This is a genomic window from Marinobacter sp. UBA2688 (assembly GCF_002352785.1).
In the GTDB taxonomy this organism is placed as follows: Bacteria; Pseudomonadota; Gammaproteobacteria; order Pseudomonadales; family Oleiphilaceae; genus Marinobacter; species Marinobacter salarius.
In genome coordinates this window covers 485,901-498,717 of the sequence record NZ_DELU01000010.1, presented here as the reverse complement: position 1 = coordinate 498,717, position 12,817 = coordinate 485,901, and the positions used below count along the sequence as shown (strand labels likewise).

General features: G+C 57.6%; 11 protein-coding genes. 9 read left to right on the top strand and 2 right to left on the bottom strand.

What is annotated here, in order from left to right:
• Nucleotides 1-32 precede the first annotated feature (32 nt).
• Entirely contained in the window at nt 33-635 is a 603-nt protein-coding gene (wrbA, locus tag B3M52_RS07045; RefSeq protein WP_075195288.1) for an NAD(P)H:quinone oxidoreductase, read from the bottom strand.
• A 13-nt stretch (nt 636-648) separates the two neighbouring features.
• Entirely contained in the window at nt 649-1,002 is a 354-nt protein-coding gene (arsC, locus tag B3M52_RS07040; protein ID WP_041334988.1) for an arsenate reductase (glutaredoxin), read from the bottom strand.
• Between the two features lie 153 nt (nt 1,003-1,155).
• Between arsC and B3M52_RS07035 the strand changes: the two genes are divergently transcribed.
• The 9 genes from B3M52_RS07035 (at nt 1,156) to ispD (ending at nt 12,805) form a co-directional block, all read left to right on the top strand.
• Nucleotides 1,156-1,566 carry a TlpA family protein disulfide reductase gene (locus B3M52_RS07035; RefSeq protein ID WP_226909903.1) on the top strand — a complete coding sequence of 137 codons (411 nt, stop codon included), beginning with the start codon at nt 1,156-1,158 and terminating at the stop codon, nt 1,564-1,566.
• 44 nt (nt 1,567-1,610) lie between these two features.
• Nucleotides 1,611-5,093 (top strand): DNA polymerase III subunit alpha, encoded by a 3,483-nt coding sequence (gene dnaE, locus B3M52_RS07030; protein WP_075195287.1) that lies wholly within the window; start codon nt 1,611-1,613, stop codon nt 5,091-5,093.
• A 176-nt stretch (nt 5,094-5,269) separates the two neighbouring features.
• Nucleotides 5,270-6,223, top strand: coding sequence for an acetyl-CoA carboxylase carboxyl transferase subunit alpha (gene accA / locus B3M52_RS07025; RefSeq protein WP_286749247.1), 954 nt, complete (start codon nt 5,270-5,272; stop codon nt 6,221-6,223).
• Nucleotides 6,207-7,568, top strand: coding sequence for a tRNA lysidine(34) synthetase TilS (gene tilS / locus B3M52_RS07020; protein WP_286749245.1), 1,362 nt, complete (start codon nt 6,207-6,209; stop codon nt 7,566-7,568). The genes accA and tilS overlap by 17 nt, the downstream gene beginning before the upstream one ends.
• A gap of 88 nt (nt 7,569-7,656) precedes the next feature.
• Nucleotides 7,657-9,285 carry a CTP synthase gene (locus tag B3M52_RS07015; RefSeq protein ID WP_036206623.1) on the top strand — a complete coding sequence of 543 codons (1,629 nt, stop codon included), beginning with the start codon at nt 7,657-7,659 and terminating at the stop codon, nt 9,283-9,285.
• 2 nt (nt 9,286-9,287) lie between these two features.
• Nucleotides 9,288-10,133, top strand: a complete 846-nt coding sequence (kdsA, locus tag B3M52_RS07010; RefSeq protein WP_286749242.1) for a 3-deoxy-8-phosphooctulonate synthase — start codon at nt 9,288-9,290, stop codon at nt 10,131-10,133.
• A 181-nt stretch (nt 10,134-10,314) separates the two neighbouring features.
• Complete coding sequence (gene eno, locus B3M52_RS07005) at nt 10,315-11,610, top strand: phosphopyruvate hydratase (RefSeq protein ID WP_286749240.1); 1,296 nt, start codon at nt 10,315-10,317, stop codon at nt 11,608-11,610.
• A 184-nt stretch (nt 11,611-11,794) separates the two neighbouring features.
• On the top strand, nt 11,795-12,067 hold the full coding sequence (locus B3M52_RS07000; protein WP_286749238.1) for a septum formation initiator family protein: 273 nt from the start codon (nt 11,795-11,797) through the stop codon (nt 12,065-12,067).
• Nucleotides 12,068-12,106: 39 nt separating this feature from the next.
• Nucleotides 12,107-12,805 (top strand): 2-C-methyl-D-erythritol 4-phosphate cytidylyltransferase, encoded by a 699-nt coding sequence (ispD, locus tag B3M52_RS06995; protein WP_286749236.1) that lies wholly within the window; start codon nt 12,107-12,109, stop codon nt 12,803-12,805.
• Nucleotides 12,806-12,817 lie beyond the last annotated feature (12 nt).

Sequence of the window (12,817 nt, the reverse complement as noted above, 5' to 3'; positions counted from 1 at the left end):
CGGTGATCCGTTGTGGTTGAGTGGCGCCGGGGTTAGTGCAATTTCATGGCAAGCCGCGCAAGGCGCTCGCCAAACGTCTGGCATATGGCTTTTTCATGGTCGTTCACGGACTGTGGCTCTCCGGTGCCAGCCCAGTGGGAAGGGCCGTAGGGCGTACCCCCGGCGGAGGTCTCGTTGAGCGCGCTTTCCGAATAGGGCACACCGCACAGCACCATTCCATGATGCAGCAGTGGCACCATCATCGTCAGCAGGGTGCTCTCCTGACCGCCATGCAGGCTGCCAGTGGACGTAAACGCGCCGGCGGGCTTTCCGCTGAGGGTTCCGTTCAGCCACAGGTCGCCGGTGCTGTCGAGGAAATACTTCAGCGGTGCTGCCATGTTGCCGAACCGGGTCGGGCTGCCGATGGCCAGGCCCGCACAGTTCGCAAGATCATCCTTGCTGGCATAGGGCGCGCCGTCGTCCGGTACCGCAGGCAGGGACGCCTCGGTGTCCGGCGACACGCTGGGCACGGTGCGAATTCTGGCATCCATACCCTGCACCCGGGATACACCCCGGGCAATCTGGGCGGCCAATTCGGCCGTTTGCCCAGTGCGGCTGTAATACAGCACCAGGATATAGGGCGAGGTGGTCGCCATTGGAGATCTCCGGTTAGAGAATATTCAGGACATTTTCAGGCGGTCGGCCCAGGGCTACCTTGTTACCCCTGATTACGATGGGCCGCTCGATCAGCTTCGGAGTGTCGACCATCGCTTTGATCAGCGTCTCACGGCCAAGCTCGGGGTCGTCCAGGCCCTGTTCCTTGTATTCCTTTTCCCCGGTTCTCATCAGCTCTCTGGGAGTGATGTCCAGGGCTGCAAGGATCTGTTCCAGGATTTGCTCTGTCGGTGGCGTTTCCAGGTAACGTATAATGTCCGGTTCAACACCTTGTTCGCGAAGGAGTTCAAGGGTTTGCCGGGATTTTGAACAGCGCGGATTGTGGAAAATTCGGGTTGGTTCTGTCATGGTTCTCCCTCTTCCCAGGTCAGGTTAACCGCAAGTTTGTCTGAGCGCCGTAGTCTAACAGGAGGCCACCCTTTGCAATACCCTGCGCGATATCCTGCAAAGTACTCTGCACTGGTGCGTTATTCCACCAGGTTGTGCAGGATCGGTATACTATTGGCCTTGTTGCCGCTGGCAGGCTGCCAGAACCACGAGTTTGAAAAGTCGGACGGAACCGTACTGCAGTGGGAGAGCCTGAGGGGCCACTGGGTGCTGGTCAATTATTGGGCCGAGTGGTGCAAACCCTGCCTGGAGGAAATTCCGGAGCTGAACAGTATCGACACCGCCAGTGCAGTGGTGGTCCTCGGTGTGAATTTTGATGATGTTCGTGGCCAGGAACTGATCGACCTGGGGCGAAGAATGGGTATTGAGTACAGCATGCTGGCAGAGGATCCAGGGCCGCAATTTGGCTGGGAAACACCCGTGGCCCTGCCCGCAACGTTTATTGTGGATCCGGATGGAGACCTCGTCGAGGCCCGCTTCGGCCCGCAAACTGAAGAAGACATCAAAGAATTGATTGGTCGCTGACCTGGCCCCGAACCGCCATTAACCTGCAGGAAATTTCCGACGCTATGTCACAGACCTTTGTCCACCTCCGCGTGCATTCCGAATATTCCATGGTCGATGGCCTGGTGCGCGTGAAACCCCTGATCGGTCGTGTTGCAGAACTGGGCATGCCCGCTGTCGGGCTTACGGAGCAGTCCAATATGTGCTCCCTGGTGCGCTTCTACAAGGCGGCCATGGGTGCTGGGGTGAAGCCCATTATCGGCGCAGACCTGTGGGTCGAAAACCCGGACGAGCCCGACAACCCGTTTCGCATCACTCTGCTGGCCCGTAACAACGATGGCTACCTGAATCTGACCGAAGTGGTCTCGCTGGGGTACACTGAGGGGCAGCGTTTCGGTAAGCCAATTATCCAGCGAAAGTGGCTGGAAAGCCGCACCGAAGGGCTGATTGCCCTGTCTGGAGCGCGACTGGGGGACGTGGGCAAGGCGCTGATGTCGGGCAAGCTGGACCTTGCCAGACAGCGTGCCGAATACTGGATGAACCTTTACCCGGGGTCGTTTTACCTGGAGTTGCAACGCACCGGGCGTCCTGGGGATGAAGATTGCCTGCACCTGAATGTTGAGCTGGCGGAGGCGCTGGGCTGCCCGGTGGTGGCGACAAACGATGTCCACTTCCTCCATGCCGAGGATTTCGAAGCCCATGAGGCAAGGGTCTGCATTGGCGAGAGCCGGACCCTGGACGACCCCAGGCGGGAGCGTCGTTTCAGCGACCAGCAGTATCTGCGCAGCGCCGATGAAATGATTGAGCTGTTCTCTGATATCCCCGAGGCAGTCGAAAATACGGTGGAAATTGCCCGACGCTGCTCGGTCCCGGTGCGTATGGGGGAGTATTTCCTGCCGAACTACCCCATTCCCGATGGCATGACCATGGATGACTACTTCCGAAAGGTGTCGGAAGAGGGGCTGGAAGAGCGGCTGGCGAAAACCCTCAGCAAGGACGACCCGGAATACGACAGCAAGCGCGAGGCCTACTACAAGCGCCTGAACTTCGAGCTGGATATCATTATCCAGATGGGATTCCCGGGCTACTTCCTGATCGTTATGGATTTCATCAAGTGGGCCAAGAATAACGGCGTGCCGGTGGGTCCTGGCCGGGGTTCCGGTGCTGGCTCCCTGGTGGCCTACGCCCAGTTGATTACCGATCTTGATCCTTTGGAATACGATCTGCTGTTTGAGCGCTTCCTGAACCCCGAACGGGTTTCGATGCCTGACTTTGACGTCGACTTCTGCATGGAGGGCCGTGATCGTGTTATCGCCTACGTGGCGGAAAAATACGGCCGCGAGGCGGTGTCCCAGATCATTACCTTCGGCACCATGGCTGCCAAGGCGGTTGTGCGGGACGTTGCCCGGGTTCAGGGCAAGTCGTACGGGCTGGCGGACAAACTCTCCAAGATGATCCCCTTCGAGCCGGGCATGACCCTGGAGAAGGCCCTGGAGCAGGAACCACAGTTGGTGGAGTTCCTGGAAAATGACGAGGAAGCCCAGGAAATCTGGGAAATGGCCCTGAAACTCGAGGGTGTGTGCCGAAACGCCGGTAAGCACGCCGGTGGCGTGGTGATTGCACCCACCAAGATTACCGATTTCTCGCCGCTGTACTGTGATGACGAGGGCGGCAGCCTGGTGACCCAGTTCGACAAGGGCGATGTGGAAGATGCCGGCCTGGTGAAGTTTGACTTCCTGGGGCTGCGGACCCTGACCATCATCGACTGGGCCCTGAAGATGATTAACCCGCGCCTGGAGAAACAGGGCAAGCCGGCGCTGGACATTAACGAGATTCCGCTGGACGACGTGCCTTCGTTCGACATGCTCAAGAAGGCGGAAACCACAGCGGTGTTTCAGCTTGAATCCCGCGGCATGAAAGACCTGATTCGCCGCCTGCAACCGGACTCCCTGGAGGATATGATCGCCCTGGTGGCCCTGTTCCGTCCGGGGCCACTGCAGTCGGGCATGGTGGATGACTTTATCGACCGGAAGCATGGCAGGCAGCCCATGTCATTCCCGCATCCTGATTATCAGTATGAGGGGTTGAAGCCCGTTCTCGAGCCTACCTATGGCGTTATCCTGTATCAGGAACAGGTCATGCAGATTGCCCAGGTGATGGCCGGCTACAGTCTTGGTAACGCCGACATGCTGCGCCGGGCCATGGGTAAGAAAAAGCCCGAGGAAATGGCCAAGCAGAAGCAGTTCTTTCTCGACGGCTGTGAAAACAATGACATCAACAAAACCCTGGCGGAGAACATTTTCGACCTGGTTGAAAAGTTTGCCGGCTATGGCTTCAACAAATCCCACTCGGCGGCCTACGCGCTGGTTTCCTACCAGACCCTGTGGCTGAAGGCTCATTATCCCGCTGAGTTTATGGCCGCGGTACTCACGGCGGATATGCAGAACACCGACAAGGTGGTCACGCTGGTGGAGGAGTGCCGCAGCATGGGGTTGGAGCTGCTGGTGCCCGACGTCAGCCGCTCTGAATACACCTTTACCGTCAACGATGACGGCGCCATTGTGTACGGTCTCGGCGCCATCAAGGGGCTTGGTGAGGGACCGATTGGCAGTATTCAGGCCGGCCGCGCCGACGGCGAGCCCTACCAGGATATTTTCGATTTCTGCCGCCGGGTGGATCTGAAAAAAGTAAACAAGAGGGCCATGGAGGCCCTGATCCGCTCCGGTGCCATGGATAAGCTGGGGGCAGGGCGCGCCCAGTTGATGGCCAGCATAGATAAGGCCATTCAGCAGGCCGGCCAGCAATCCCGCAACGAGTCCGTGGGCATGACCGATATGTTTGGCGACATGCTGATGGGCGGGGAAGACGGAGACCCTTATTCCGATGTGGCGAATGTGCGGGAATGGCCCAAGAAAGAGCGCCTCAAGGGGGAGAAAGACACCTTGGGCCTTTACCTGACGGGCCATCCGTTCGATGAATATGAGAAAGAAGTGCGGCGTTTCGTGCGCTCATCCATTGCTGATCTCAAACCGGCTCGCCAGCCCCAGCGTGTTGCCGGCCTTGTCGTTGCGCAACGTTCCATGAAGACCCGTACAGGGTCGACCATGGCGTTTATCACCCTGGATGATCGCAGTGCCCGCATTGAGGCCACTTTGTTTTCAGAGGCTTTTTTCGAGAATCGGGAGTTGCTTCAGTCCGACCAGGTCATTGTGGTGGAAGGCCAGGTCAGCCATGATGATTATTCTGGCCAGATGAAGATGCGCGTCAGCTCGGTGATGGACGTTGGTACGGCCCGGCAACAGTTCAGTCGTGGTCTCAAGCTCGCTATTCACGCGGATCAGCTTCAGAACGGCCTGCTGGATAAACTGGACTCCACGCTCAGGCCCTTCCGTTGTGAGGGCAGCCCGGTATGGATTGAATACAGTAGCGATAATGCCAGTACCCGTATCGAACTGGGTGAATCGTGGCGCGTACAGCCCGATGACGACCTGTTATTGGAGTTGAAATACCTCGTAGGCGACCAGTCGGTAGAACTGGTCTATGATTGATACTATCCGGCAAGGTTCATCCCGGGTATGGCGGACACGTTGAATAATTACGTTTTTGTCAGAAAGCGGACTCATACGAAGGTCCGCTTTAGCCAATGCTCAGGCGCTGCTATCTTTGTCCAAAATTCTGGTTTGGCGACTTACATTCTCGCCTTGCAAGCAAATGATGGAACATCATGAACCCTAATTATCTGGATTTCGAACAACCGATTGCCGACCTTGAAGCCAAGATTGAAGAGCTTCGCATGGTGGGAAATGATACCGATATCAACATCACCGATGAGATCAGCCGGCTGCGCAAGAAGAGTGTCAGCCTGACTGAAAGCATCTTCTCGAACCTCAAGCCCTGGGACGTGGCCCGCCTGGCTCGTCATCCCCGCCGGCCCTATACCCTCGACTACGTTGACATGATCTTTGACGACTTCGACGAGTTGCACGGTGACCGTCGTTATGCGGACGATCAGGCCATCGTGGGTGGTACAGCCCGCCTGGATGGCAAGCCGGTCATGGTGATTGGGCACCAGAAAGGCCGGGAGGTGCGCGACAAGGTAAAGCGGAATTTTGGTATGCCTCGCCCGGAAGGGTATCGTAAGGCCCTGCGGCTGATGGAAATGGCTGAGCGTTTCCGTATGCCGATCCTGACCTTTATCGATACTCCGGGTGCCTATCCAGGTATCGGGGCCGAAGAACGCGGCCAGAGTGAAGCGATCGCCTTCAACCTTGCCGTCATGTCCCGCCTGAAGACGCCGATTATTTCCACGGTGGTAGGCGAGGGTGGCTCCGGCGGTGCTTTGGCCATCGGCGTGTGCGATCAGTTGAATATGCTTCAATATTCCACCTATGCAGTCATTTCACCCGAAGGGTGTGCGTCGATTCTGTGGAAGAGTGCGGAATACGCCTCCCAGGCGGCAGAGGCGATGGGCGTGACCGCCGACCGACTGAAGGATCTTGGGCTGGCGGACAACGTTATTTCAGAACCGCTGGGCGGGGCGCATCGCAGCCCGGAAGAAATGGCAGAATCCCTGCGTGAGACCCTGAGCAAGGGCGTCGCCGAACTCAGTCGCCTGCCGGCCGACGAACTGGTGTCCCGCCGCTATGAGCGGTTGACCCGATATGACACCGGCCGGTAACCCCGGCTTCGGACAAAACTGGCCGGAAGCGCTATGTGCTCCGGTCAGGCACCTGCCTGATCATTCACACCTTCGCATTGCCCTCAGCGGCGGTATGGATTCGGTTTTGCTTCTCCATGTTGCCGCCCAGCTGTATGCCCATAACGGCCAGATTTCTGCGGTTCATATCAACCATCAGTTGCAGCCCAATGCCGATCAAACCGAGCGTTTTTGTCGATCGATTTGCCGGCAGCTTGGTGTGCCTCTCGACAGCCGCCGGGTCACCGTCGGCGGTCGAGAATCTCCTGACATTGGCGTCAGTGGTGGTGTTGAAGAAGCTGCCCGGGATGCGCGGTACCAGGTGTTCGAGGAGATTCTGGCTCCAGGTGAGTTACTGTTGATGGCCCATCATGGTGATGATCAGGCTGAAACAGTGCTGTTTCGGTTGTTGCGCGGGACTGGCATGGCGGGGCTGGGTGGTATGCCGGTGACACGCCCTCTGGGTGCTGGTCGGCTGTATCGACCACTGCTTGATTTCAGTCGCGCAGAGCTTCACGGATGGGCAGTTCAGCACGGTATCGAGTGGATGGAAGATCCCAGTAATATCGATGAGCGCTTTGATCGCAACTTTCTCCGTACGTCGATTTTTCCTCTCCTCAAGTCACGCTGGCCGTCGCTGATCAGTCGTATGGGGCATACCGCCGATTCGTGTCGAGAGGGGGACGAGTTGGCTGCAAAGCTGGCGGAAATCCACTTTAAACAATGTGCCGGGCCTTCTGGTGAGCTTTGTTTGAGTGCGCTCGGTGCACTGTCTCTGGCGGAGCAGAAAAACCTGCTGCGCTGGTGGGCAAGGTATTTTCGTTATCAGCCCCCCGCCATTGCAGACTGGCCGCAGGTTCTGGAAGATTTTCTGAGCTCGCCGGCGGACAGGGAGCCGGAGCTTCGGGGAACGGGGTTCGTGATTCGACGTTTTCGGGGGTGTCTGTACCTGGTTCCCGAGTTCACGAAATTGCCTGCCGGAAAGTCTGTCCTGGTTCCGGATCAGGCGCTATCGTGGGGTGGATGGCGATTGACGCTGGCGGCGTCAGGTAAGCCTAAAACACCGGCGCCGGAAATAAGGGTATCTACGAGGGCAGGGGGCGAACGCATCCGCCCAGCCCCTGGCGGCCCGTCGAAATTATTGAAGAACTGGCTTCAGGAAAAAAATGTTCCACCCTGGGAAAGAGCCCGGCTACCGCTGCTTCTTGAGGTGGTGGACGGCCATGAAGAAGTGGTCGGAGCTGGCGACTTGTGGGTTTCCGGCAAATACTGTGGAGAGGCCCCGGCCAGTGGCTGGCGGATTGTTGTGGAGCGGGAATGTAATTGAGAAGGTGGCGCCTTTCTGGTAGTCTGGCGTCCCATCTTGAGATGACAATCTCCCTCCTTCACCGAACCAGACAAATCACGGAATCTGCATGACGCGTTATATTTTCGTCACCGGCGGTGTCGTGTCCTCCTTGGGGAAAGGTATCGCATCGGCCTCTCTGGCTGCGATCCTAGAGGCACGCGGCCTGAAGGTCACTATTCTCAAGCTGGACCCGTACATCAACGTGGACCCCGGCACCATGAGTCCGTTCCAGCACGGTGAAGTTTTTGTCACCGAAGATGGCGCGGAAACCGATTTGGACCTGGGGCACTACGAGCGGTTTATCCGCACGCCGATGTCACGCCGGAACAACTTCACTACCGGTCGCGTTTACGAGGAAGTAATTCGTAAAGAGCGCCGGGGTGACTACCTCGGTGGTACGGTTCAGGTGATTCCCCACATCACGGACGAGATCAAGCGTCGTGTGGTTGAAGGCGCTTCTGGCGCCGATGTGGCACTGATCGAAATCGGCGGCACGGTGGGCGACATTGAATCGCTGCCATTCCTTGAGGCCTGCCGCCAACTGAAGGTGGAAGTTGGCCCGCAGCGTGCGTTGTTCATGCACCTGACTCTGGTTCCCTACATCGCCACGGCCGGTGAGATCAAAACCAAGCCTACCCAGCACTCGGTGAAGGAAATGCGTTCCATCGGCCTGCAGCCGGATATTCTGCTGTGCCGTTCGGAGCACGAAGTGGACGCCAGTTCCCGTCGCAAGATTGCACTGTTCACCAACGTGGAAGAGCGGGCGGTCATTCCGCTGCAGGATGCCAAGTCCATCTATGCCATCCCGCGCATGTTGCACGAATTTGGTCTGGACCAGCTGGTTATTGAGCGTTTCAGTCTGGATGCCAGTCCGGCCAACCTGGGTGAATGGGATGCCGTCGTTGAGTCCCTGATGAATCCGGAAGGTGAAGTTACTATCGCCATGGTCGGCAAGTACATGGAGTTGCTGGACGCCTACAAATCGTTGATCGAGTCGCTCCTGCATGCCGGTATCAAGACCCGCACCAAAGTCCGTATGAACTACATTGACTCCGAAGACATCGAGCGCGATGGTACCGGTGCGCTGGCCAGTGCCGACGCTATTCTCGTTCCGGGTGGCTTTGGTGAGCGCGGTGTCGAAGGCAAGATCCGCACGGTGCAGTACGCCCGCGAAAACAAGGTCCCGTACCTGGGTATCTGCCTGGGTATGCAGGTGGCCGTTATTGAATACGCCCGCAACGTGGCGGGCCTGAAAGATGCCCACAGCACCGAATTCCGCGAACACACCCCGGAGCCGGTTGTGGGACTGATCACGGAGTGGCTGGATGCCAGTGGCGAGAAAGAGGAGCGCACCGAAGAGTCTGATCTGGGCGGCACCATGCGCCTGGGCGCTCAGGACTGCGTGGTCGCTGAAGGTTCCACCATCGCCAACTGTTACGGTCGTAAGACCATCCGTGAGCGCCACCGTCATCGGTTCGAGGTGAACAATCATTTCCTGCCACAGTTGGAAGGTGCCGGCCTGAGAATTTCCGGTCGCTCCACCGACGGCAAGCTGGTTGAGGTTGTGGAAGTGCCTGATCATCCCTGGTTCGTGGCATGCCAGTTCCACCCAGAATTTACCTCCACGCCCCGGGACGGCCACCCGCTGTTCAAGGGCTTTGTTGAGGCAGCCCTGGCCCGTAAAAAGGAATCCTGATCATGGCGCAGAGTACGGTGAACGTCTCGGGAATCGAGGTTGCCAACGATAAGCCGTTCGTATTGTTCGGTGGCATGAACGTGCTGGAATCTGCCGAAATGGCGATGGAAGTGGCCGAGGCGTACGTCGAGGCTACCCGCAAGCTTGGGATTCCCTACGTATTCAAAGCGTCGTTCGACAAGGCCAACCGCTCTTCCGTGCACTCCTTCCGCGGCCCCGGTCTTGAGAAGGGGCTGCAGATTCTGGCGGACATCAAAAGCAAGTTCGGTGTTCCTATCATTTCCGATGTTCACGAGCCTGAGCAGGCCGCACCTGCCGCAGAGGTTTGCGATATCATCCAATTGCCGGCTTTCCTGAGCCGGCAGACGGATCTTGTCGTTGCCATGGCGGAAACCGGAGCGGTCATCAATATCAAGAAGGCCCAGTTCCTGGCGCCACAGGAAATGAAGCACATCATTGCGAAGTGTGGGGAAGCCGGTAACGACAAGGTGATCCTGTGTGAGCGCGGCACCAGCTTCGGTTACAACAACCTTGTGGTGGATATGTTGGGCTTCGGAATTATGAAATCCATGAATGTGCCGGTGATGTTCGACGTCACTCACGCCTTGCAGATGCCCGGTGGTCGCGCGGATTCAGCCGGCGGCCGCCGCGCCCAGGTAACCGACCTGGCTCTGGCGGGTATGTCCCAGGGGCTTGCGGGTCTGTTCCTTGAGGCGCACCCCGACCCGGATCAAGCCAAGTGCGACGGGCCCTGTGCTCTCCGCCTGAGCCAGCTTGAGCCGTTCCTGGCCCGGGTGAAGGCCGTTGATGACCTTGTGAAGAGTTTCAAACCTATTGATACCGCCTGATTGGCGGTTTTTTGCGTTCCATAAGGACTATGGGAGTGAGCGGGAACGGCCCTACGAAAATGTGCGGAGCCATGGATGGCGGAGCCCAAGCGCACAGGGATGTGCTTGTAGCGTTTTTCGTAGGGCCGTTCCCGCTCGCTCTTACTCCCAATTTTGAAATCAAACTTGGAGACAGAGAAGAATGACCAAGATTGCCAACATTAAAGGCCGTGAAGTACTGGATTCTCGCGGGAACCCCACGGTTGAAGCGGACGTGATTCTTGAGGACGGCACCATTGGTAGTGCGTGTGCACCCTCCGGTGCGTCTACCGGTTCCCGTGAAGCTCTGGAGCTTCGAGATAAAGACGCAAATCGCTACTTGGGCAAAGGTGTTCTGACGGCTGTCGAAGCTGTGAACACCAAAATCCGTGAAGCGCTGATTGGCAAAGATGCCGCAGACCAGCGTGCCCTGGATAACATCATGCTGGAGTTGGACGGCACTGAGAACAAAGCCAACCTGGGCGCCAACGCTATTCTGGCTGTCTCCCTTGCCGCTGCCAAAGCTGCTGCCGCTTCATTGGGCAAGCCGCTGTATGCTCACATTGCGGACCTTAACGGTACCTCCGGCAAGTACAGCATGCCGGTGCCGATGATGAATATCCTCAACGGTGGCGAGCACGCAGACAACAACGTCGATATCCAGGAATTTATGGTCCAGCCAGTGGCTGCGAAGTCATTTGCCGAAGCGCTGAGGATTGGTGCGGAAATTTTCCACGCGCTGAAGAAGGTTCTTAACAGCAAAGGCCTTAACACCGCCGTCGGCGACGAAGGCGGTTTTGCACCGGATCTGCCTTCCAACGAAGGCGCTCTGGCGGTGATCCAGGAAGCGGTGGAGAAGGCCGGCTACAAGCTGGGTACCGATGTGACCCTGGCGCTGGATTGTGCGTCTTCCGAGTTCTACAAGGATGGCCAGTACCAGCTGTCCGGCGAGGGCAAGTCCTTTGATTCCGCCGGTTTTGCCGACTATCTCGCGGGCCTGTGCGAGCGCTATCCGATTGTGTCTATCGAAGACGGTATGGATGAGAGCGACTGGGACGGCTGGAAAGTGCTGACTGAGAAGCTGGGTGACAAGGTTCAGCTGGTGGGTGACGACCTGTTCGTGACCAACACCAAAATTCTCAAGCAGGGTATCGACAAGAACGTCGGGAACTCCATCCTGATCAAGTTCAACCAGATCGGCAGCCTGAGTGAAACTCTGGATGCCATCAAGATGGCCCAGGATGCGGGTTACACGGCGGTGATTTCCCACCGTTCCGGTGAAACCGAGGACACCACCATCGCCGACCTGGCCGTGGCCACCTGTGCAGGTCAGATCAAGACCGGCTCCCTGTGCCGCTCCGACCGGGTTGCCAAGTACAACCAGTTGCTTCGCATTGAGGAAGCGTTGGATGGCAAGGCTCCCTATCGTGGCCTGAGCGAGATCAAAGGCCAGGGTTAATCGCCTGTTAAGGATTACCCTGTCGGCAGGGTGCTGACAGGTAACCGATCCGGAACGGCCATCATGATCCTCAATAGATGAGGCGTGATGGCCTTTTTGTACAACTGGTTAGCAGAACTTGTTGCTAAACTACACTAAGGTCTATACTTACTGTCCGGTTGATGCATCGTAAACGGAATTCGCAATGAAGTTACTCTGGTCCATCATGATTATTCTTATTCTCCTGCTGCAGGTTCGCCTGTGGGTGGGGGAGGGTAGTTTTGCCCAGGTATGGGGACTGGAGAACGCCATTGCCGAGCAGCGCGAGGAAAACGCTGAGCTTGCAGTCCGCAATGAGCGTCTCTATGCAGAAGTGCGCAACCTTCGCGGCGAGAAAGGCGCGGTTGAAGAACGTGCCCGTATGAACCTGGGCCTGATCCGTAACGATGAAACCTTCTTCCTGGTGGTCGAGCAGTAACCCAGCCGCAAGCCAGGCCGATCAAAGCTGACCACGTCCATGAGTAAACCCCGCTATTGGTTGATTGTTCCCGCCGCAGGTTCCGGCCAGCGAATGAAGGCAGACTGTCCCAAGCAGTATCTCAAGCTGGACCATCGATATATCCTTGATATCACTCTCTCCAGGCTACTGGACCATGCCGATTTTTCAGGTTGTGTGGTGGCTATTCGTGAGGATGATCCCTGGTGGCCGGATACCATGGCCAGTTCTGACACACGTATCGATACCTGTGCCGGAGGCGCTGAGCGTGCGGATTCGGTATTGGCTGCACTTGACGCGCTGGCACATCAGGCGGGTGATGACGATTGGGTTCTGGTACATGATGCGGCACGGCCCTGCCTGCATTCCAATGACCTCGAACGATTGCTGACCCAGCTACACGATCACCCTGTGGGTGGCTTGCTGGCGACGCCGGTGGCCGATACGCTCAAGCTTGTGGCAAGTGACAGTAATCAGGTGGAGACAACCATCGACCGTCGTCATCTGTGGCGCGCACTGACACCTCAAATGTTCCGTTGTGGCGCCTTGAGGCGGGCTCTGGAGGCTGCCATCGCATCAGGTTACCCGGTGACCGATGAATCCTCGGCCATGGAATACGCAGGCAATGTTCCCTGTATCGTGGAGGGTCGACCGGATAATATAAAGATAACGGTGCCCGCTGATCTGGCACTGGCCGGTTTTATTCTCGGCCGCCTCTAGCGGCGAACCTGC